Origin of the sequence: Arthrobacter sp. QXT-31 (assembly GCF_001969265.1) — a bacterium.
In the GTDB taxonomy this organism is placed as follows: Bacteria; Actinomycetota; Actinomycetes; order Actinomycetales; family Micrococcaceae; genus Arthrobacter.
Window position 1 is genome coordinate 2936523 of record NZ_CP019304.1, and the last position, 21656, is coordinate 2958178.

The window sequence follows — 21656 nt, forward strand, 5'->3', positions numbered from 1 at the left end:
CATCGTGGCATATCTGCGGAGTTATTGGCTACTTATTCCCGCGTATGCGGAACTCGCACTCGCCCTCCGGTGCGGTAGCCCGGGAAGGGTTGCAACCCAATGTAAGTAGTGACACTATCTAGCTATGAGCGGAATCGACTGGCAGCAGGAGCTGACCCGCGCTGCTCTCCCGCATGCAGTGCTGGGCCTCCTGGCGAACGGCGGAATGCACGGCTACGCCATGATCGAAGTCCTCCGCTCCGGCGGGTTTCCTCGGACGCGGGGCGGGACGCTGTATCCCCTGCTGCGCCGGCTCGAGGAGCAGGGGCTGGTCAGCCATGTGTGGCAGCACGACACCGCGGGGCCGGGCCGCAAGCAGTTCGCCATCACCGGCGAGGGCCGGGCGGAACTGGCCCGCGCGGCGGACGCCTGGCAGCAGATGGATGAAGCACTCAGCAGGATTCGGACAAGCGGAAAGGAAGCCCCATGACGTACGAGCGTGACCTGGCCTTCAACCTTCGGATACGCGGTGTCTCTGAGCGCCAGATCGCCGAAACGCTGGAGGAAGTCCGTGCCCACGAGGCGGCCTCCGGGACGTCGGCAAAGGACGAGTTCGGAACTCCTCAGGACTACGCGAAGCAGTTCCCCAAAGGGAAGCGCCGGTCATGGGGAACCACCGTGACCACAGTCGCCGTGGCAGTGGCGCTCGCGTACGTGCTCGCCGTCGTCGTCACGCCTTTCCTGGGCCTCGACATTAGGGAAGCCGTGGGGCCGGTCACGCTCCTGCCGGCGCTCGCCGTCCTGCTGGCCGGCGTCATTGCCGGGTTCCTGACCGACTACCTCCGCCCGGCGCCGCGTTCCCTCCAAAGTTCCGCTCGGTAGGTTTTCCGTGGCCGTTTGCCCAGGCACTGTACGGCCTGCCTGGCTCGCGGCATAATGCACCTCACCAATCAACGCGCACAGCCATTTCCAACCTCGACGGGGCAGGCTCATGAACGCAGACCAATCCGAGAGAAAGAGTGGCGGCGGCCCGGTATCGGTCCGCCCGTTGCGCAACGACGACCTCGATCGCGCCGATGAGATTCTGAGAGTTGCGTTTGGTACCTTCCTCGGCATTCCCGATCTGTTCGGGACGGCTGACTACGTCCGTACGCGGTTCGCTGCTGATGCCCACGCCGCGTTTGCCGCTACGGTGGACGGTGACCTCGTCGGATCGAACTTCGCCGCCAACTGGGGCAGCGTTGGCTTCTTCGGACCGCTGACCGTGCGCCCGGACCTGTGGGACCAGGGCGTCGGTCAACGCCTGATGGAGCCGGTCATGGCCTGCTTCGAGACCTGGGGAAACAGGCACCTTGGCCTGTTCACCTTCTCGCACAGTCCAAAACATCTCGAGCTATACCGCCGTTACGGCTTCTGGCCCCGTTTCCTGACCGCCGTCATGCGCAAGAAGGTGGTGCCCGCGGGCCCTGTACCCGGCCGGATGTTGTATGCCGAGCTGTCCGCCGCCGAGCAGGCCGACTACCTTGATGCATGTCGAGCACTGACCGATGCCGTGTATAACGGGCTGGACCTGGGACGCGAGATCACGGCCGTGCACGCCCAAGGGCTGGGTGACACCGTGCTGCTTCAGGGCGAATCAGGGCTTGATGGGCTCGCAGTGTGCCACTGCGGACCGGGATCAGAGGCGGGCACGGACGTGTGCTTCATCAAATTCGGTGCCGTCCGCCCCGGGCCCCACGCTGGTGACAGATTCGAACGCCTGCTCGATGCCTGCGAGCAACTGGCAGCCGAGCGCGGACTGGGCCAGCTCGATGCCGGGATGAACCTCGCCCGCACGGATGCCTATCAGCGCATGGCCGCCCGAGGTTTCCGTACCGGGCTGCAGGGCGTGACCATGCACCGGCCGAACGAGCCGGGGTACAGCCACCCAGACTCCTACGTGATCGACGACTGGCGCTGAATCCTGCCTGTTTTGTTACTCCCCGCTTCGGGCGGTGAAGCTGCGTTTCGGTGCGCGTCCATAGGTTGCATCCCGGGTTGGGAACCGGGCGGCGAGGTGCTTGATTGGGGTGACACGCATCGAAAGGACTCACCATGACGGAACTCTCAGACCTCAGCCCGCGCCGGATCCGTAACGTGCTGGGCCATTTCGCAACCGGCCTGACCGTTATTACGGCCGCGACGGAGAACGGTCCTGCCGGGTTCACCTGCCAGTCCTTTGCCTCCCTTTCGCTGGAACCGGCGCTGGTGACCTTCAGTCCGGCACGGACCTCCAGCACCTGGCCGCTGCTGCGCGCGGCGGGCCGCTTCACCGTCAACATCCTTCCCGCCGAACACCAGCACCTTGCGGCCCAGTTCGCGCGGTCCGGCGCGGACAAGTTCGCGGGCGTCGACCACTCGCCGTCGCCCCTCGGCAACCCGGTCCTGGACGGTGCGTTGGCCTGGGTGGACTGCGAGCTGCACCAGGAGTACGACGGCGGCGACCACACCATTGTGGTGGGTGCAGTCCACGCCCTCAGCGCCCGTTCCGACGTCGACCCCCTCCTCTTTTTCAAGGGTGGCTACGCCTCCCTGCAGGAGCATAAGATCCTGGCGGGCGTCGCCTGACGACGGCGGGCGGCAGCCGACGGGGGAGTGGGAATCGCTACGAGGCCTGGCTTTCGAACCGTTCCCGTGTGAGGAACACGAGCTGTGCTTCCTTCTCCGCGAGTTGCACCGTCGGCCCCAGTTCGAAACCGCAGCCCTCAAAGCGCCGGATCGCTTTGGCATTCCGGGCATCCGGCTCGGCAACGACGCGGTCCTTGGCAGGGTCCGCCAGCAGGAAGCGGGTCAGCGCCGCGACAAGCGTGGGCGTGAAGTTCCGCACCGGCCGGTCGGCGGGAGCCAGGAGCAGATGCATGCCCGTGTCTTCGGCGCGGGCCTCGTACGCTTCGCTGACCGGGTCCTGGAGGGGCTCGTAGGTCTGGAAGATGCCCGCCGGGTTCCCGTCCACGCACATCAGGTACCCGTGATGCGTGTCCAGGCTGTCGAGGAACTGGTAAATGTCCCGGACCTCATCCCGGCTCAAACTGAGCATGCCCCAGAACCGTGCACGCTCCTCCCGCACCCAGCTGTAAAGCAGGTCCGCGTCGGACTCCGGTTCGATGGTGACAAGCCGGAACCGTCCCAGCCCCTGCAGCTCTTCCTCGTAAACGGTGGGCCTGGCGGAAAGCGCGAGGTTGGTGCGGGTGCCGTTCATGTGGTCTCCTTCGTGAGCTGTTCCCAGTCCGTAATGACAGGGATGAGTTCCCCGGCGGCCCAGAGGGGCAGCTGGCTGGCGAAATGCTGGTCTTGTGGAAGTCCGGAGGCGCCGAAAGGCACCACCCACCGGCTGTTCGCCCGGTCCGCGATGTCCCAGATGTAGCGCGCCACGGGTCCCCGGAAGCACCGGTCGCTGGCGCCCGGCAGGCTTTCGGTGGACAGGACGCAGGCCGTGTCTCCGGACAGGCGGGTGGGCGGGACGCCGGGCACAGCCCCGCCGCCGCCCGCTTTTTCTACGGCACTGCCGTGTTCCAGGAGGGCATGGAGCGGCAGGGCCGTGTGGCGGTCACCCCAGGTGCCGGCCGACGCCGCGGCGGCGGTTTCCTCCAGTGCGGTTTCCTCCAGTGCGGTTTCCTCCAGGGCGCGGCGGGCCGCCGCGTCGACGTCCAGGCCCAGGGCCCTACCGTTGGTGAGGAGCGACTCCAGGGCGAATCCTGTGCGCGCCACCGGATGCAGCCACGGTGCAAACAGGGCAGGGTAGCCGTGCGGGTCGGCCAGCCGGAGCAACGCGGGTGAGTTCGCCAGGTCAAGGACCAGCGCGGACCGCCACGCTGCAAAAAATGCGGCGTCACCGCTGTCCGCGTCCATATGGCCGGACCACTGCAGCAGCCGATCGCGGAGTTTGAGGGCGGCGTCGGACAGCGGAGCAGAACCTTCGAGCAGCGCCCGGAATACGGGCCACGAACCGAGCCACGTGTCCGTGTGGATGTCCTGCATCGTTGCTGCGTCCAGGCCGGGGCCATGTTCTTCCAGCAGTTGCCGGATGCGGCGGGCGCGATGGGCCGGGGCAAACTCGAGCCCCAGCCGGTCGCCGCCGCCGGCCTCGCGGTCGTTGGCGTGGACGGCCAGGCCCGGAACAGGGGACGCCGGAAGGTCCTCCCAGTCGCCCGTCCACTGGTGTTCTGCCGACCATCCGGGCACGGGGCGGACGCGGTTGTCCCGGTTCCTGGCCGGGACCTTTCCGGCCACAAGCTGGCGCACCACACCGCCGGAATCGGCCACGAGGACACAGTTCACCGGCTCCACCCAGGCACCCAGCGCCTGTTCGACGTCGTCCGCCGAACGGCTCCGCAGGAGCGGCAGCAGCGCCTGGAACCCAAGGGATTCCGCCGCCCGGGCGGGTGTCCGCAAACTCAGCGCCCCGCCGTCGGGCCCGCCCAAAATCACCGGACCGCGGTCTGTTTCAATGACTTCAACAGTCTCGGCCGCGCCGCCGCGCACCAGGATCGCTTCCTCGTGGTGGGCCCGGACGGGGCTGTCGCCGTCGGGTCCGAGCGCCAGAAGGACGTTCCCGCTGCGCCGCAGCTGTTCCTGGTACAGGTCCTGGTAGTCCGCCATGGCATTGGTGATGGCCCAGGCAACCGTTCCGGCGTGGCCAAAGTGGGGCAGCCCGGGGACGCCCGGAAAGGCGAGTCCGACGACGTCGAACTCCGGGCACGCCAGCCGCACCTGCTGGTACACGCCCGGGAGTTCCAGGAGCCGGTGCGGATCGCCGGCGATAAGCGGGGAACCGGTGGCTGTCAGCCCGCCGGCCGCGGCCCAGGCGTTGCTGCCCGCCCAGACCGGCGCCTCGATGCTGAACAGCGCCACGGCGTCGGGGCCGAGGGTTTTGGCAATGTGTTCCCGCCAGAGCTTGTTGGGGAAAGTGCCGAAAAGGATGTGGTGCACCATGAACACCCCCAGGGGCGTCCACGGCTGCCAGGCCGCAGGAGCGGTGCCGGCGTTCCGGAACTCCGGCGCGTCGCGGAGCTTGGAGTCGAGGGCGTGGTTCACCCCGTCCACGTATGCGGTGCACCAGCGCTGTGTCTCGGCGTCGAGGTTTTGGAAACAGCGGCGGGCGGTGTCGTCCAGGCGCGCACGGCGGGCGAAGCGGTCCCACTCGATCCCGTCGGCGCCCAGGTGCTCGGCGGTCCTGCCTTCTGCGCGCCACCGCTCCATCTCGATTTGCCAGGAGCGGTCCGTGGCCGCATTCTTGCCCTGGAGGAAAGCAAGTTCGTCTGCCGAGTCCGCCCGCAGATGCGGGATGCCCCACGGGTCGCGGAATGTCTCAGCAGACATCGGCGCGGGCATCTTGCGGGCATTCCGGGTGTGCAGGCACACGACTCTCCAACTCTTGTTAGGTAAGGCTTAGCTAACACGAGAATAATCGGCCTGCCTGCGCTGCCAAAATGCAGCGGTAACAGAACCGCGCCCTGGTGGGCAGGCCGGGTTACCGCCCCCAGCTTTCGGACCGTTCCGCCCGGCGGTGACCGGCCTGCTGGACGAGCTCGATCATCCAGGGACGGTGCCCCTGATGGAATGTCATCCCTTCGGGAAGTCCTTGGACGGAGGGGACGGAACCGGCGATGTCGATGGTGATGCGGCCGCCGCCCAGCGGGGCGTTGGTGATGTGCAGGTCCCCGAAGGACTTCGGGAGGACAGGGTCCATCCAGACGCCGCCAGCGGAGACGACGGGGTCGTAGCGCATCAGGCTCGTCACCATCTGGATCGGCGCGGTGGCCGCCCAGGCCTGGGGCGAGCACGCCGTCGGATACGGCACAGGCGCGGCGAGCTGCTCCCGGCTGAAGCCGCAGAACAGCTCAGGGAGCCGGCCGTCTGAGTACTCGGCCGCATCCATCATGCCGGTGGCGATCCGCTGCGCCTCTTCCACGAAGCCATAGCGGAGGAGTCCGGCGGCGACGATGGCGTTGTCGTGCGGCCAGACTGATCCGTTGTGGTAACTGGCGGGATTGTAGGCGCCCATGTCGCTGGCGAGGGTGCGCACGCCCCAGCCGCTGAACATTTCCGGCGACATCAGGTGTTCGGCCACCATGGGGGCCTTGTCCTGGTCGATCAATCCCTGCAGCAGGCAGTGCCCCATGTTCGAAGCACAGGCGTCCACCTGCCTTTTCTTGCCGTCCAGGGCAATGGCGTAGTACCCACGCTCGGGAATCCAGAATTGCTCGTTGAACTGTTTCTTCAGCCGGTCCGCGCGGTCGGTGAGCTCATTTCCCAGAGCCGTGTCTCCGGCGTCGTACGCCAGCCATGCCCGCGAAAGGTAGGCGACGTACACATAAGCCTGGACCTCGCACAGTGCGATCGGCGGCTCGGCCAGGGTGCCGTCGGCGAAGTTGATCCCATCCCAGGAGTCCTTCCAGCCTTGATTGATGAGCCCCTGGTCATTGAGGCGTTCGTACTCGACGAAGCCGTCGCCGTCGCCGTCCCTGTCCCCGTATTTCGTGATCCACTCGAGCGCGCGGTCCGCATGGGGCAGCAGGGCGGCGATCGTGTCGGCGGCGAAGCCCCAGCGGCTGACCGCTCCGAGCACCATCAGGAACAGGGGCGTGGCGTCGACGCTGCCGTAGTAGGCCGACTTGCCGCCCAAGGACAGCCCGCTGGAAACGTCGAGCCGGACCTCGTGGAGGATCTTGCCCGGCTCCTCCTCCGTCATGGGGTCCACCACAGTTCCCTGGCGGTCCGCAAGGGTCTGCAGCGTGCCCAGCGCCAGCGACGGATCAACCGGCATCGCCATCACTGAAGCCCACAGCGAGTCCCGGCCGAACAGGGTCATGAACCAGGGTGCTCCGGCGGCTACTACGACGCGTTCAGGATGCTGGGGATCCTCGATCCGCAGGGCGCCGAGGTCGTCATAGCTGCGGCGCAGGGTCCGCTCAACCGACCGGTTTCCCATCTGCAGGACCGGAATCTTCGCCACCCACTCCCGACGGCGGCGGTCCCTGGGCGACAATCCATCCCCCTCAGCGTGGACGAACGCCGTCGCCGAATCGGTTCCCCCGGTGCTGGGCAGCACGGTCAGGACGGTGCTCCAGTGTCCGTGCGCCGGGACGGAGGCCCGGTACCTTACCGCGTCCGGGGAAACCTCCGCGCCCGGGGCCTGGACCACCACGCCTTTGCGGATGTCCTGCCAGACGGCCCGGATGGTGAGCGCGGCGCCGTAGGCCTGCCGCGTTTCGTCCCAGCGCCGCTGGATCCGGGCCTCTTTCACTTCGAAGAGGTCAGCGAAGTCCGCGCCGATCTTCAGCGCGATTTCGCAATCGGCCGGTTCGGGGGAGTAGTTCCGGACGGTAACCTGCTCCTGGATGCCGGCTCCCACTTCCCGCAGGCGTTCCACGATCAGCGGGCTGTCGGCGTAGCCGTCCGAGCGGGGAACCCGACCGACGAACAGGGCCCGGTACGGCTCCTTCGTCTCGGCCGCCAGCGGCTCCAGCGCCTGGCCGTCGACCGTCAGGTTCCAGCCGGCGAGGATGCGGGCGTCCTGCACAAAGAGGCCATGCGGATGATCGGCGCTGATGTCCCCGTTCGGCAAGGAAATACAGAAGGATGATCCCTCGACCAGGGTGACCGTCCCGGCCCCTAAGGGGCCCGCCGCCGTATCAGCATTCCACCCAGCCATCGCGGCCACCTCCGAGTAAGTAGCAACAGTGCAACTAGCAACAGCGTGCAGTTCGACGCTACGCTTGCTGGCCCGGCCTAGCTAGGCCTTGCTTTTCGGGGTCGAACGACGACGGCGGGTGGAGGCTTACGCCGGGATCGCCCCGGCTTCGGGCTGGATGCCCCAGGTCATCTTCCTGATGGTTTCGCGTTGCAGCCCGCTCAGGGCGGCGAGCTCGTAATCATCCAGGACCCCCCGCCGTCGTGCTGTTGCCAGGAGGTTGAGGCGGCGGTCTTCCAGCGCGGTCCTGGACTCCTCAAGTTCCGCCAGCTCCGACTTCAGCTGCCTGATCAGGGCAAGATGCTCCTCGGCCGGTACACCGGAGGGGACCAGGTCGTCGGCCGACAGGCCCACAGTTCGGACCGTCCAGCGGGAGAGCTCCGCGGCCGCGGCGAGGCGGGTGACTTTCATGCCATCGCAAAGCGCCTGCGCGAGCTGCTGGTTGAGGCGGACGGAGACGGCCCGCATGCTGGTGGCATTGAAGGAGAGTCGCTGCCGGCTGTCCCTGAGCAGTCTTCGTGTCTTCTCGGCCTGGACTGCAGTGTTGTCGGGTTTTGGTGTTCCCCGGTAGCGGTAGTAGCCCTCGCGGCGGTCGTCGCCGTGCAGAACAGCCAAGAGCACTCCTCGGTTCGGATTGACGTCGGGCGGTGTGACTGTGGCCTGACTTACCTAGAAGGCTAGGCAGAACGGGCGGAGGTGCGGAAATACCTATAGTGCGTGGAGCCATAACCAAAAAGTTTGGGTTGGCTGCTCTTTCTGGCGGCCGACGGCGGTCCATAAGGGACGCTTATCCGTCCACGCAGATTAGGTCTTATCCATACACGCCGGGATTCCCTAGTGTCGAAGGAACGAGTATCGCTCCGTCCTGACTCCCTAGGAAGAGACCATGTCTGAATTTGAACCCGCATCTCGAGTGTCCCGCATCAAGCAATCCGCCAGCGTGGCCGCAGCAGCCCGCGTGCGTGAGCTGAAGGCAGAAGGGCGCCGGATCCTGGACCTGACGGTCGGTGAGCCGGACTTCGATACCCCTGAGCACATCAAGGGCGCTGCGGTTGAGGCCATCAGCAAGGGCGAGACGAAGTACACCTCCGTCACCGGAACGCCTGCGCTGCAAACGGCGATCCTCCAGACCATCGAGCTGCGCACCGGCATTCACTACACCCCCGCCGAGATCACCATCGGCGGCGGCGCGAAGCAGGTCATCTTCACCGCTTTCATGGCTTCCCTGGATGCCGGCGACGAGGTCGTGGTGCCCGCACCGTACTGGGTCTCCTACCCGGACATGGTGCTCGCCAACGAGGGCACGCCGGTGGTCGTCACGTGCGGCGAGGAGTCGGGCTTCAAGCTGACCCCGGTGGCCCTGGCCGGCGCCCTGAACGAGCGGACCAAGTGGGTCATCCTGAACACGCCGTCGAACCCCACAGGTGCCGTGTACTCCCGGTCCGAGCTCCGGGCACTGGCCGATGTCCTCGCCAACTTCCCGCAGGTCTACGTCCTGACGGATGAAATCTACGACCAGATCTACTTCGGCTCGGGCAAGATCTCGAGCCTGGTTGAGGTTGCGCCGGAACTGAAGGGCCGGATCCTTGCCGTCAACGGCGTTTCCAAGGCCTACGCCATGACCGGCTGGCGGCTGGGCTATGCAGCCGGGCCGGCCCCGCTGATCGCGGCCATCAACAAGCTCCAGTCACAGATTTCCTCCTGCCCGTCCTCCGTGAGCCAGGCAGCCAGCGTCGCCGCGCTGACCGGCGACCAGACCTTTGTACGGGAAAGCGTCGAGGTCTACCGCAGCCGGCGGGATGCAGCGGTAGCCGGGCTGAACGCCGTCGAAGGTCTTTCATGCGCGACGCCGGAAGGCGCCTTCTACGCGTACGTCAACTGCGGCGGTGCTATTGGCAAGACCACCCCGGAGGGGAAGGTCATCGCCAACGACGAGGACTTCACGCTGTACCTTCTCGAGGCAGCCAGCGTCGCAGTGATCCAGGGATCGGCTTATGGACTGGGCCCGTACTTCCGCATCTCCTACGCCACCAGCCTGGACGTCATAGAAGAGTCCATCGCTGCCATCGACAAGGCCGTCCGGGCCCTCAGCTAAACCCCCATCCAAACGAAGGAAAAATCCGTGATCCACGTAAAGACCAACATCGAACGACCCGACGCTGACGCCGTAGCGCGCCTGGCGAAGTTCTCCTCGGCCACGATCCACGAGGCACAGGGCCGCAAGGGCGCGCTCAGCTCCAAGATCAAGCCGATCGACCGCAGCATGTCCTTCTGCGGCCCCGCCACCACCGTCCGCTGCGCCCCGCGGGACAACCTCATGCTGCAGGTGGCCATCCACTACGCCGAGGCCGGCGACGTTGTCCTGGTGGCGGCAGGGGAGTACGAGGAAGCCGGCACCTTCGGCGACGTCCTCGGCAACGCCATGAAGGCCAAGGGCCTCGCGGGCATGGTGACGGACTCCGGTGTCCGGGACACCCAGGACCTCATCGAACTGGGGCTGCCTGTCTTCTCCGGAAGCGTCTCCATCAAGGGCACCGTTAAGGAAACCATCGGCCCCATCAACCACCCGGTGGTCTTCGGCGACGAGATCATCTATCCCGGCGACGTCCTGCGCGGCGACGCCGACGGTGTGGTTGTGGTCCGGAAGGACGAGATTGAGGAAGTCATCCGCCTCTCGCAGGAACGTGAGGACGCCGAACGCGAACTCATCGAACTTTACAAGGCCGGCGGAACCACCATCGAGCTGTGCAACCTCACCGAGGTGCTGAAGGCCAAGGGCCTGCTCGTCGAGCACGCATAGCCAGGTAGCTGTGTAGCCTGACTGCCTTGACCGGCGCTGGCCATTACCTCGGGCGGGACAGGAATACTGTCCCGCCCGAGGCGTACTTAGGCTGCCGGGCTGCTCCTATCGGTGGGTTTCGTTACCCGCGCTCCCGGCGGACCGGTTTCACTCAACCCCTTTCCGGGCAGCCTGGTTCCCGGTAGCGGGGGTGCGGTGGAGCGGTAGGTGTGGCCGGTTGGGGTGGTGATTTCGAAGGTGTGCCGCGGCCCCGGTCGGGGTTGGGCTTTCCAGCCGGGGAGTTCTTTGGTGTGGTTGCAGGCTTCGCACAGTCCGGCGCCGTTCTCGAGGGATGTTGGACCGTCATCGTGCCAGGGAGCAATGTGGTCGTGGTGGCGGATCGGGGCGTCGCAGTAGGGCGTCCGGCAGGTGTCATCGCGGACCTGGATGAAGCGGCGCAGCGGTGCCGGGAAAAGCCGCCGTTTTGAGTCCATGGCCACCAGGTCACCGGTTTCCGGTTCCGTGTAGAGCCGGCGGAGCCAGACCTTCAGGTCTTTCACTGCGTCGTTCGCGGTACCTTCTCGTTGCCCAGTTTCGTGTGCTTCTTCCTGGTTGACGAGTTCCCGCGCCCAGCCAGCGGGGACGGTGCCGTAGCCTACGAGTCTTGCTGGTTCGCGGTCGGCTTGGAGCAGGGTGCGGTCGGTCATGACGAGGTTTACCTCGATGCCGGTGATGCCGCCGGGGGTGCCGGTGGTGCGTTCGACGAGGGTGTCGGCCATGGCCTGGGTCCGGGAGCGCGGGTCACCGGCGGCTTTGAGGGCGTCGGCCTGCCGGGTCAGGGCAGCGTAGACGGCGACGCCCTGGTGGGCGGGCAGCAGTGCGGTCAGGTAGGTCATGCAGTCCGGGGCCGGGCGCAGGCTCACGCCCCGTTCCGATGCGGCGTGACTGGCGCGCTGGGTGACCGAGCGCGGGTCCCGGCGGGTGGCGGCGGCCTTGACGGCGGCGATGACGCCGCGGGTCCCGACCCCGTTGAAGGTCCCCGTATCCGCAGCGAGTTCCTCATCGACGGCGGTCCGGTCTTCGACGGTCAGGACGGCGGTTTCCTTCACAACGTACATGGCGCGCTCTTCGTTCAGCTGACCGGTATCCAGTGCACCGAGGGTGTGGGGCATCTCGGTGACCAGGGCCTTGGCCATGCCAAGGAGCCGGCCGCCGCGGTGCGGGGACTCGCCCCGGGCCAGGGCGATCTGCTCGGCCACGCCCAAGTTGTCTTCTTTGGGGCGTCTCTTGCCCAGCTCCTCGGCAGCCAGGGTGCTGCCGTTAGCCATCCCCGGTCTGGTCTCGGCGCCAGGTGCAGCTTGTTCCTGGCGCTGTTTGGCTTCGAAGGCGACGGCGAGCCTGGCCTGTTGCCCGGCGGCCCAGCATTTGAGGTCCTCCAGCGCCCTGGTCTGGTCGATCAGCCCGGGACCGTCGGCGGTGAGGTCGACCGGCAACAGGGCAGGTGCCGCAGCGATCCGGTCCGCGACGGCTGGCCGCGGCGTTCCGGTCCTGGGCGTATCGGGGCCCGGGGCGTCGCCGTCGTCAGGCAGGACATCATCAAAAGGGATGCTCCCATACTGCAGTTCGGGAAACGGGTCCTCCGGAAAAGATTCCGGATACTCATCGTCGAAGGGAACACCGTCGTCCACGAACTCAGCTGCAGGCAAGACTTCGTCATTGAACCAGCCACCAGAGAACCAGCCGTCGGGAACCGCGGCAGCATCCAGGTCGTCGCCGCGCGGCGCCGCTCCCGTCAGTGCTGGATTCCCGATGACCTCCATGAACACAGTCTGCCAAGGGGTACCGACATTTAAGGGCCCATCAGGCACCAGACGCGAGCGGAATCGAAAAACATTTTTGATCCACGCGGGAACGACAACTCGGTAGCAGATGAGGGCGTCCCCAGCCCTGAGAACGCCCTGATCTGCCACCCAGTTGGGCGCCGGGGAGACAGGAGCCGCCGGGTCAGGAGCAAGCCGTCCTCAAAACGTACTGACAATCTTGCCGAGCTGCACTGCGGCGGCGCGCAGTTTCTCGACATACAGGTCGACGCTTGTGGACTTCATTCGCTGCGAGAGACCTGACACAGCCAGGCCTGAGACGAGCTTCCCTGCTTGGTTGCGAACAGGTACTGCCACCACGAACAGTCCTTCTTCAAGTTCCCCGTCAAGTGTGGCAAAGCCTTGGGAACGCGTCTTGTCCAACTCCGCGAGCAATGCTGTGCGGTCGGTGATGGTGAAGGGAGTCATCGCTTCAAGGCGCTCCGGGAGCAGGGCACGGATCTCGTCATCGTCGAGGTTTGCGAGCAAGACCTTCCCCGTCGCAGTCGAGTGCAGGGGAAAGCTGCGGCCCACATACTGCTGGGAAAGAGCAAGCAAGCGGCTACCGGACGCCTGTGCGATTGTTTCCTGGGTCGTAGGGCCGGTGAACATCACGAATTCTGCGGACTCATTAAGATCTTCCGCCAGGCTTCCCAGCACCAACTCAACACGGGGGAGAATGCCTCGATAGGGGTCCGCGAGGCGCCCGAGCTGGGCTGTCCGCCAGCCGAGCTTGAAAGTGCCGCCATCGCGGGCGAGGAGCCCCGTATGGGCAAGGCTTAGCAGGATCCGAAACGTCGTGGGTCGGGGAATGTCCGTCTCGATAGCGAGTTCTGCCGCACTGGCCCCCTCAGGGTGCCCGCCTGCGGCGATGAGCAGTGACGCCGCCCGGAGTGCGGACCGATTCATCGCGTCAACATCTGAGTTGGAATCGGTCTCTTCGTTCATTTATGCCGCCTGTTCGTGGGTGCTGCTCACGTCGGTTCTGCTTTCCATCCTAGGGATAATGCCGGATGGAGGCTCACACCCCTCCGCACTCGACTTTACCGGGCTATTGTCAGGCGATGAGCCTCATGTGAAAATGAACATCATGTCCACTAATTGAACAGAAGGATGACTCTTGGCGTTGCTCAAACAGTGCTCACACTCCAGGAATTCTTTACGAAAGGATCGAAGATGACCCTGCCCGCCACCATGGCTGCTGTGCTTCTGACCGGACACGGCGGCCTCGAGAAACTTGAGTACCGCACCGACGTGCCCGTGCCCCGGCCCCGTGCTGACGAGGTGCTGATCCAGGTCGAAGCCGCCGGGATCAACAACACCGACATCAACACGCGCATCGGCTGGTACTCGAAGGCCATCAGTGGCGATACCAACTCGACTGCAACAAAAGGCGCGAACGAGCCGGATGACGACGATGCCTCCTGGTCCGGAGTTCCCCTGACATTCCCCCGCATCCAGGGCGGCGACGTTTATGGCCGGATCGTGGCCGTTGGTGACGATGTGGACCAGCGCCGGCTCGGCGACCGGGTGATCGTCCGCAACCTGATGCGCCACTACGTCGACCGCCGCCCCTACGAGTGCTGGACGTACGGCAGCGACTGCGACGGGGGTTTCGCGCAATTCGCGGTGGCCCCCTCCATTGAGGCCTACTCCATTCACTCTGATCTCTCATCCGAAGAACTTGGCGCGATCTCAATTGCCTACTCCACAGCGGAAGGAATGCTGCACCGGGCCGCGGTGGGTGCCGAGAAGGTCGTCATCACCGGCGCTTCCGGCGGGGTAGGCCTCGCCGCCGTGCAGTTGGCAAAGCTGCGCGGCGCCGAAGTCACCGCGGTCTGCTCGCCCAGCAAGGCCGACGTCGTGCGCGCAGCCGGGGCGGATCACATCGTGGACCGCGGGGAAAGCCTGACTGCGGCGCTCGGATCCCGCTTGATGGACGTCATTGTTGACGTTGTTGGCGGCGAGGGCGTCAGCGACCTTCTGGGCCTGCTGCGACGCGGCGGCCGGTATGCCATTGCCGGAGCCATCGGCGGTCCCATCACGGAGATCGACCTGCGCACGATCTATCTCAACGACCTCTCCCTGCTCGGATGCACGTTCCAGGAGGATGCAGTCTTCGAGAACCTGGTGCGCTATGTCAACAACGGCCAGATCAAGCCTCTGGTTTCAGGGATCTACCCCTTGGCCGAAATACACCGCGCTCAGGAAGACTTCATCTCCAAGAAATTCCCGGGGAAGCTCGTCCTCGTGCCGCCGCCGGTCGAGTCCTGATCGCCACTGCATCAATTAAACGAGAAGCAAAGGATTCAAGAACCGTATGAAAATCACTGAGATCGCGGTCTACGCCCACGACCTTCCGGTGCGAAATGGCCCGTACCGCATGTCACACGGCGAGATCTTCTCCCTCGATACCACTTTGGTACGGATAACAACCGACGTCGGACTCGTCGGCTGGGGCGAGGCCTGCCCGGTAGGACCGGTCTACGAGCAGCACCACGCGGCAGGCAACCGCGCCGCTCTAGCCGAGGTGGCACAAGGACTGATCGGCCAGGATCCCTCCAACATCGTGCTGCTCCACCGCCGTATGGACCAACTTCTCAACGGGCACCGCTACGCGAAAGCAGCGATCGACATCGCAGCGCACGACGTTACCGGCAAACACTACGGCGTCCGCGTTGCCGACCTGCTCGGAGGCGTGGAAACCGAACGAATCCCCTCCTACTACGCGCTGGCCGTCGACGACCCCGACGTCGTTGCGGACCGCGCAGCCGAAAAGGTAGCCGAGGGATACCCGCGGCTGCAGCTCAAAGTCGGCGGACGTCCGGTTGAACTTGATATCGAGACGATCCGCAAGGTGTGGGAACGGGTGGGAAACCGGGGCATTGGCCTCTCAGCTGACGCAAACCGCGGCCTCATAGTGCGTGACGCCCTGCGGCTCAGCCGGGAATGCCCCGACATCCCGTTCATCATGGAACAGCCCTGCAACACCCTCGAGGAAGTGCTTGCCCTGCGTGAACGCGTGAACCACGCGATCTACCTCGACGAAATCACCACTGACCTCGTAAAAACCGTAGGCGCCGTGGCGAAGAGCCAGTGTGATGGATTTGGTTTGAAAGTTACCAGGATTGGCGGCCTGCACCCCGCCTCGGTCATCCGGGACGTGTGCGAGGCGTACACCACGCCGCACACCTCCGACGACTCCTGGGGCGGGGACATCATCGCCGCAGCCTGCGCGCACCTTGGAGCCACGGTGCGACCGGAGCTCAACGAAGGCACCTGGGCCGCCCAGCCCTACATCGAAGGCAGCTATGACCCTCGGGGCGGAATAAAAGTCGACGGCGGACACATACGTCTGCCCGAAGGTCCCGGACTCGGGATCGAGCCGGACGAAACCCTCTTCGGCGAACCCGTAGCAGTATTCGCCTGAAGACATCATCGGAGCGTTGCCGGGCCGTTATACGCGGTGGGGGACCGGGTAGGACGGGGCGCCGAAGACGGCGTCCTCCAGATACCAGACCGTCGATCCCCCGCCACTCACCGGCATGATGCTGCCCTCAAAGACGAAAATCGGATCAGCGGACCGGTCCTCCGGGCGCCAGAAACCATTGGTGGGGCAATGGGACCCGGTTTTCGCCACAAGGCGCAGGCTCGGGTCGGTGGTTCTCCGGATGGTGCTGATCTTTTTCATGGCAGGCTCCCCGTTGATTGTTTGCGGAATATGTTCATCCGCAATTTCTAGGCTCGCTGCCAATATTAGAATCCCGGGAAGCCGGTTACTAAGACAAATGATGAGTGCCCTAATAAGCGGAACCTATGAACCGCTATCGGCCGTACTTATCGTTGAGCATTTCCTGCAGCATTTCCTTCAGCACCAGGAGCACGGCCGAGGCGGCCTCCGAGAGGGGATCGTGGTCGGGCGTGCACAGGGCGATCTTGCACTGCAGTGCGGGATCCACGATCCGCAGGACATTAAAGTCCTCCTCGTGGAACAGGGCGTCGGCGGCCGATTTGGGCATGATGGTGGCACCGAGGTCGGCGCGCAGGAGCCTGGCGATGGACGGCACCGACTCCACCTCGCCCACGAGCTGGAGCTTCAGTCCCTTGCTGTCGAAACCCGCCTCCACGGCCTGACGGAGCGTGTGGATCTTTTCGGGAAGGAAGAGCCCCAGCCGGGCCACCTCCTCCAGCGTGACCTCACCGTTCGTGGCGTCTATATCCGTACGGGCGGCGTTGACCACCAGGTGCAGGTCCTCGACGATCATCGTGGTGAAAAGGACCCCGCGGATGGGCCCCGGCTCATAGATGAGGGCCATGTCCAGCCGGCCGTTCTTGATCGCTTCGCTCAGGACGCCGCCATAGATCTCGGTGGCGTGCAGGACGATGTCCGGGTACCGCCTGGCGACTTCGCTGATGATCTGCGGGGTCAGGCTGGACGCCATGCTGTAAGGCGCAATGGCAATCGACACACGGCCCGACGGCGCGGCCCCCGACTTGGCAACGTCTGTCCGGGCCTGCGCGACAAGCCGAAGGATGGACTGGGCGTGGCGGTACAGCGTGTGCCCGGCGGCGGTGGGCTGAACGCCCTGCTTGCTGCGGATCAGCAGCCGCTGCTTGAGCTCGTTCTCCAGCGCCGAAACCTGCTGGCTCAGGGCCGGCTGGGCCACGTGCAGCGCGGCCGCCGCCTTGGTGATGCTCCCCGAGTCCACGATCTGTACGAAGTACGCAAGCTTCCGGGTATCCACGGCCGCCCTCTCTCATCGCGGCGTCCTGGACCCAGAAGGTCATAACGGGTTGCTATGCAGGGATACGCAATAGGTCTTTGTGTGATCCGCATCGCTGACACTAGGTTGAAACCAGAACGCTATTTCATTAGGCCTACATTCTATCCCGTCGGGTGACATGCGATTTCCTGATGGGGCCAGATGCATTTTGCATAAAAGCGGCTTTTGCCGAAATCACCGGCTTCTTTTACATTCCGGAAATAATCGCTCCATATCTTCAAAGCAATGAGACCGCACCACCCTTGGCGCGGATTCTCCTCAAAGGGAAAGGGACGGCAAATGCGAGCAGGTTTCACAGGCGCGGGTGTCCCGCAGGGTGCGGCCGGCGCGGCCGCACCGGTGGCAGCCAGCCCTGCACTCCGCCGCAGGGCGGGTCATAACCGGCTCCTATCCCGTGACACCGATTACGTCTTTGTGCGAGAAAAAACCCGATGCCACACTTTTTAGCAGAAGCCGGTAGCCCGGCAGTACCGGACCCGAGGACCTTCGCAGGGCCCGTTCGGACACACCTCATCACCAGCGCAGCTGATCCCTTTGCCCCCGCGGGCGGGACTGCTGCTAACCACCCCAGGAAGGCAGATAATGGGACCCACAGTTGATCTCGTAGCAGATCTCGGTGAAGGCTTCGGCGCCTACTCGATGGGCGACGACGCGGCCCTGCTTGAGGTGGTTTCCAGTGCCAACATCGCCTGCGGTTTCCACGCCGGTGACCCGGACATCATGCATGCCACGGTCGCCGAATGCGTCCGCCGCGGAGTCAGCATCGGGGCGCACCCCAGCTTCCCTGACCTGCGGGGCTTTGGCCGGCGCGCCATGGACCTGACGGCGGACGAGGTCCGCAACGACGTCCTGTACCAGTTCGGCGCGCTGAGCGCCTTCGCCGCCTACCACGGCACCAGCGTCGCCCACATCGCACCGCACGGCCGCCTGGGCAACCTGGTCGCCACCCGGGCCGACTATGCAGCAGCCGTGGCCGACGCCGCCGCCCGACTGAATCCCGGCCTCATTGTCCTGGCGCAGGACGGAGAACTGGCCTCCGCTGCCGCTGAACGGCAGCTTCCCGTGGGCATCGTCGGCATTGCCGACCGCGCCTATGAAGCCGACGGAACCCTCGTGCCCCGCAGCCACCCGGGCGCCGTGATCCACGATCCGGCCGCAATCGTGGAGCGCACCGTGCGGATGGTCTGCGAGGGGCTCATTGAAACCGTCGCCGGCACGGACCTGCCGATTGTTGCCGATACCGTCCTCCTGCACGGCGACACCCCCGGCGCGGTGCAGCTGGCCCGCCAGGTCCGCGCCGAACTGGAGAGCGCCGGCGTGACCATCGCCCCGCTGACCCAGGTGCTGGCCGCCAAAGAAAAGGTCGCCTGACATGGCTGCGACCCCAAATCCAACTCCGGTGGAGATCTTCGAGTCGGGGGATTCCGCCCTTCGCGTCGTCGCCTCCTCCGCTGACACGGAGGCCAACTGGAGCACTGTCCATTCCCTTGCGCAGTGGCTTGAGACAGCAGAGGCCGACGGCGTACACGGCGCAGTGCCCACCTACGACTCGCTGCTCGTGGAATTTGACCCGGGGGTCACCTCGGCGCGCCAGGTCCGGGCCTTTGTCCTCCTCGGCCTGCGCCAGCTCGAGCACACCGGTGCACCGGCCCGCACACCCCGCGAATTCAGCGTCCCCGTGGTTTATGGCGGCGAGTACGGTCCCGACCTGGAACGGGTTGCCGAGCACGAACAGCTTTCCGTGGAGGAAGTCATCGCGCTCCACACGGCCAAGTCCTACGTGATCCGCTGCCTGGGTGCCCCCGCAGGCTCACCTATGATGGACGGACCCGACTTCCCACTACCGGTTCCCCGGCTGAAGGATCCCCGGCTGTCCGTCCCTGCGGGTGCTGTTTCCGTTGCCGGCCGGCAAGCGGTGATCGCCCCGGCGGCGGCGCCCGGCGGCTGGTGCGTCATCGGGCAGACCCCGCTGACCGTCCTTGATGCCGCCAGCGAGCCGCTGGTTCCGTACCTGCCCGGCGACCGCCTGACGTTCCGCCAAATCCAGCCGGAGGAATTCGCGGAATACGCGGGCCGGAAGCTGGAGGCAGCACGATGAGCGGGTCACTGATCATCCAGCAGCCCGGAAACTCGGTGGTCACGGACCTGGGCCGCTTCCGCGGACCCCGGTTCGGACTTCCCGTCAACGGGGCCCTCGACCAGTTCTCGGCGAGGGCGGCCAACATCCTCGCCGCCAATGCGGACAACGCCCCGCTGCTGGAAATTACCGCCCTCGACTTCCGTATGCGTGCCACCAGCGACCTGCTCATCGCGGTCACGGGCGCACCATTGACTCTGACCGTTGACGGGCGCGAATGCCAGCAGTGGGAGCCGGTGTCTGTCCGTGCCGGGGAGACGGTTGCGGTGCGCCGCATCACCGGCGGCCTTCGCGCCTACCTCGCCGTCCACGGCTCGGTGGAGGCGCCGGCCCTGCTGGGAAGCTGCGCCCCTGATACGGTCATCGGCTTCGGCCTCCGGCTCTCCGAAGGCATGGAACTGAAGACGTCCAGGAGCGTCGGGCCCATCCGGCAGCCATACTTTGACCTTCCGCTGTTCAGGCTTGGGCTGACCCGGCCCGAGTTCAGCAGCAGGGCGGTCATTGACGTCACGGACGGTCCGGACGTCGACGAATTCGGTGACACAGCAGAGCTGCTGTACAACACCGAATACACCGTCAGCGCCCGGAGCAACCACATCGGGCTGCGCCTCGGCGGTGCCCTTCCCGAACGCCAGACGTCAGCAGAAGTGCTGTCCCGCGGCGTTCCGGTGGGAGCCATCGAGGTTCCGTCCAGGGAAGAACTGCTGGTGCTGCACCGCGGACGCGGCGTCACGGCCGGCTATCCCGTCCTGGCAGTGGTTACCAGCCGTTCCCTGGACACCCTTGCCCAGGCCCGGCCGGGACACACCATCACCTTCCGCAAGACCACCGTCCCCGAAGCCACAGCAAAGCATCGGGCGGCTTTACGGGAACTGGAGAACCTCCGTTCCCGAGTCAGCACAGTCTTCGCCCTCCTTGGCATCGGCAAAGAGCCCGGCTGGCCGGAACTCGCACCGGCAGCCGGCAGCTAAGGATCACCGATGACCTCCCCTCGGACTAACCCCAAGTTAGGAATGAAAATGTCTTCACCAACGCGTGCGGCCGTTCCGCAGCATGACCGCCTCGATGCGAGGCAGACCCGCAAGGTAGTGACCGCCGGCTGTGTCGGCATCTTCGTGGAGCTTTACGACAACGGCATTTTTGCCTTCATGGCCGGAACCCTGGCCCTCGTGTTCCTGGCGCCCGGCAACCCGGACAACGCCCTGCTGTTCGTCTTCGCCGGCTACGCCGTGTCCTTCTTCGTCCGCCCGCTCGGCGCAGTCGTCTGCGGCATCCTGGGGGACAAGATCGGACGGCAAAAACTACTGGTCTTTGTCATCCTGCTGATCAGCGTGGCGACGGCGGGCATCGGCCTGCTGCCTGCCTACTCGGCCATCGGTATCGCAGCACCGGTGCTGCTGGTGCTGCTCCGCATGATGCAGGGCTTCTCTGTGGGCGGCGAGGCCGCCGGCGCCATGACCTTCCTCGCCGAGCACGCCCCTGAAGGCAAGCGCGGCATCATCACCTCCTACGCCCAGATCGCCTCCTTCGCTGCCCTGCTCACCGGCACCCTCGTTGCCTACTCCATGTCCCCGTGGCTCACCCAGGCAGCCATCGATGGCGGCGGCTTCGGTTCCTTCGCATGGCGCATTCCGTTCCTGGTAGCCATCCCGATGGGCGTCATCGGCTGGTACATCCGCAAGGCCATCAGCGACACCCCCAACTTCCAGAAGCTCAAGGAAGAGGGCGGCCTGTCCAAGAACCCGCTGAAGGAAGCCTTCGCTTCCGCCGAACACCGCCGCGCCATGCTGCTGGCACTGTTCATCCCGCTCATGAACGGCTCCGGCTACTACGTCCTGTTCTCCTACATGCCGACGTTCCTCAAGGGCAAGCAGCTCAACTTCACCATCGGCGAGGCCCTGCTGGTCACCGCCTGCAGCCTGGTGGTCATCTGCATCGCCATCCCGTTCATGGGTGCCCTCTCCGACCGCGTCGGGCGCAAGAAGGTCATCGCCGGCGCCGCCATCGCCATGGCCATCCTCGGTATTCCCGCCTACGCCCTGATCGCCACCGGCAACATGGCCCTGGCCATCCTGGGTGCCTGCATCATGGCCGTCGTCTTCGCCGGACACACCGCGGTGATCCACATCCTGATCGTGGAACTGTTCCCCACCCGGGTCCGCTACTCGGCCTACGGCCTGGGCTACAACATCTCCTCGGCACTCTTCGGCGGAACTGCCCCGCTGCTGATGACCTGGCTGATCTCCTCCACCGGCAATATCTACATGCCCGCCTTCTACGCCGTCATCACGGCGCTGGGCACGCTGGCGGCCGTCAGCACCGTCAAGGACCGGGCGCACCTGCCGCTGCGCGACGCCTAACCATTTCCACTGCACTGCAATAACCA

The 21656-nt window shown here is 65.5% G+C and carries 20 protein-coding genes; 12 read left to right on the plus strand and 8 right to left on the minus strand.

Features of this window, described 5'->3' with window-relative positions; translation table 11 throughout:
- Window positions 1–124: 124 nt before the first annotated feature.
- From BWQ92_RS13230 to BWQ92_RS13245, 4 genes are all read left to right on the plus strand, one after another.
- A complete protein-coding gene (locus BWQ92_RS13230; protein ID WP_076800135.1) occupies window positions 125–469 on the plus strand; it encodes a PadR family transcriptional regulator in 345 nt (114 codons plus the stop codon).
- Complete coding sequence (locus tag BWQ92_RS13235; RefSeq protein ID WP_076800137.1) at window positions 466–861, plus strand: hypothetical protein; 396 nt, start codon at window positions 466–468, stop codon at window positions 859–861. The genes BWQ92_RS13230 and BWQ92_RS13235 overlap by 4 nt, the downstream gene beginning before the upstream one ends.
- A gap of 109 nt (window positions 862–970) precedes the next feature.
- The gene (locus BWQ92_RS13240) at window positions 971–1939 is read left to right on the plus strand and encodes a GNAT family N-acetyltransferase (RefSeq protein WP_076800139.1); all 969 of its coding nucleotides are present in this window, start codon (window positions 971–973) and stop codon (window positions 1937–1939) included.
- Between the two features lie 134 nt (window positions 1940–2073).
- Window positions 2074–2586 carry a flavin reductase family protein gene (locus tag BWQ92_RS13245; protein WP_076800141.1) on the plus strand — a complete coding sequence of 171 codons (513 nt, stop codon included), beginning with the start codon at window positions 2074–2076 and terminating at the stop codon, window positions 2584–2586.
- Window positions 2587–2623: 37 nt separating this feature from the next.
- Here BWQ92_RS13245 and BWQ92_RS13250 read toward each other — a convergent pair whose 3' ends face one another.
- From BWQ92_RS13250 to BWQ92_RS13265, 4 genes are all read right to left on the minus strand, one after another.
- Window positions 2624–3217: a GNAT family N-acetyltransferase gene (locus BWQ92_RS13250; RefSeq protein WP_076800143.1), complete on the minus strand. Its 594-nt coding sequence runs from the start codon at window positions 3215–3217 to the stop codon at window positions 2624–2626.
- Window positions 3214–5337: a penicillin acylase family protein gene (locus tag BWQ92_RS13255; RefSeq protein ID WP_076803710.1), complete on the minus strand. Its 2124-nt coding sequence runs from the start codon at window positions 5335–5337 to the stop codon at window positions 3214–3216. The genes BWQ92_RS13250 and BWQ92_RS13255 overlap by 4 nt, the downstream gene beginning before the upstream one ends.
- Before the next feature lie 151 nt (window positions 5338–5488).
- Window positions 5489–7672, minus strand: a complete 2184-nt coding sequence (locus BWQ92_RS13260) for an amylo-alpha-1,6-glucosidase (protein WP_076800145.1) — start codon at window positions 7670–7672, stop codon at window positions 5489–5491.
- A gap of 126 nt (window positions 7673–7798) precedes the next feature.
- The gene (locus BWQ92_RS13265; protein ID WP_076800147.1) at window positions 7799–8326 is read right to left on the minus strand and encodes a hypothetical protein; all 528 of its coding nucleotides are present in this window, start codon (window positions 8324–8326) and stop codon (window positions 7799–7801) included.
- Window positions 8327–8597: 271 nt separating this feature from the next.
- Between BWQ92_RS13265 and BWQ92_RS13270 the strand changes: the two genes are divergently transcribed.
- Window positions 8598–9806 carry an aspartate transaminase gene (locus BWQ92_RS13270; protein WP_076800149.1) on the plus strand — a complete coding sequence of 403 codons (1209 nt, stop codon included), beginning with the start codon at window positions 8598–8600 and terminating at the stop codon, window positions 9804–9806.
- Between the two features lie 27 nt (window positions 9807–9833).
- Window positions 9834–10511 carry a 4-carboxy-4-hydroxy-2-oxoadipate aldolase/oxaloacetate decarboxylase gene (locus BWQ92_RS13275; RefSeq protein WP_076800151.1) on the plus strand — a complete coding sequence of 226 codons (678 nt, stop codon included), beginning with the start codon at window positions 9834–9836 and terminating at the stop codon, window positions 10509–10511.
- An 86-nt stretch (window positions 10512–10597) separates the two neighbouring features.
- Here the strand turns inward: BWQ92_RS13275 and BWQ92_RS13280 are convergent, their stop codons facing one another.
- Window positions 10598–12310: an HNH endonuclease gene (locus BWQ92_RS13280; protein ID WP_076803711.1), complete on the minus strand. Its 1713-nt coding sequence runs from the start codon at window positions 12308–12310 to the stop codon at window positions 10598–10600.
- Window positions 12311–12511: 201 nt separating this feature from the next.
- Window positions 12512–13297 (minus strand): IclR family transcriptional regulator, encoded by a 786-nt coding sequence (locus tag BWQ92_RS13285; protein ID WP_076800152.1) that lies wholly within the window; start codon window positions 13295–13297, stop codon window positions 12512–12514.
- A 228-nt stretch (window positions 13298–13525) separates the two neighbouring features.
- Here BWQ92_RS13285 and BWQ92_RS13290 point away from each other — a divergent pair, with 228 nt between their 5' ends.
- Window positions 13526–14623, plus strand: a complete 1098-nt coding sequence (locus tag BWQ92_RS13290) for an alcohol dehydrogenase family protein (protein ID WP_076800153.1) — start codon at window positions 13526–13528, stop codon at window positions 14621–14623.
- Between the two features lie 46 nt (window positions 14624–14669).
- Entirely contained in the window at window positions 14670–15779 is a 1110-nt protein-coding gene (locus BWQ92_RS13295; RefSeq protein ID WP_076800155.1) for a mandelate racemase/muconate lactonizing enzyme family protein, read from the plus strand.
- Between the two features lie 27 nt (window positions 15780–15806).
- Here the strand turns inward: BWQ92_RS13295 and BWQ92_RS13300 are convergent, their stop codons facing one another.
- Together BWQ92_RS13300 and BWQ92_RS13305 are read right to left on the minus strand one after the other, a co-directional pair.
- Window positions 15807–16040: a hypothetical protein gene (locus tag BWQ92_RS13300; RefSeq protein ID WP_076800157.1), complete on the minus strand. Its 234-nt coding sequence runs from the start codon at window positions 16038–16040 to the stop codon at window positions 15807–15809.
- 133 nt (window positions 16041–16173) lie between these two features.
- Complete coding sequence (locus BWQ92_RS13305) at window positions 16174–17094, minus strand: LysR substrate-binding domain-containing protein (RefSeq protein ID WP_076800159.1); 921 nt, start codon at window positions 17092–17094, stop codon at window positions 16174–16176.
- 621 nt (window positions 17095–17715) lie between these two features.
- Here BWQ92_RS13305 and BWQ92_RS13310 point away from each other — a divergent pair.
- From BWQ92_RS13310 to BWQ92_RS13325, 4 genes are read left to right on the plus strand one after another with little or no spacing between them, the layout of a single operon-like run.
- The gene (locus BWQ92_RS13310) at window positions 17716–18504 is read left to right on the plus strand and encodes a LamB/YcsF family protein (RefSeq protein WP_076800161.1); all 789 of its coding nucleotides are present in this window, start codon (window positions 17716–17718) and stop codon (window positions 18502–18504) included.
- A gap of 1 nt (window position 18505) precedes the next feature.
- Window positions 18506–19231: a 5-oxoprolinase subunit B family protein gene (locus tag BWQ92_RS13315; protein WP_076800163.1), complete on the plus strand. Its 726-nt coding sequence runs from the start codon at window positions 18506–18508 to the stop codon at window positions 19229–19231.
- Window positions 19228–20241, plus strand: a complete 1014-nt coding sequence (locus BWQ92_RS13320) for a biotin-dependent carboxyltransferase family protein (protein WP_076800165.1) — start codon at window positions 19228–19230, stop codon at window positions 20239–20241. The genes BWQ92_RS13315 and BWQ92_RS13320 overlap by 4 nt, the downstream gene beginning before the upstream one ends.
- Window positions 20242–20289: 48 nt before the next feature.
- On the plus strand, window positions 20290–21630 hold the full coding sequence (locus BWQ92_RS13325; protein ID WP_076800167.1) for an MFS transporter: 1341 nt from the start codon (window positions 20290–20292) through the stop codon (window positions 21628–21630).
- Window positions 21631–21656: the final 26 nt, after the last annotated feature.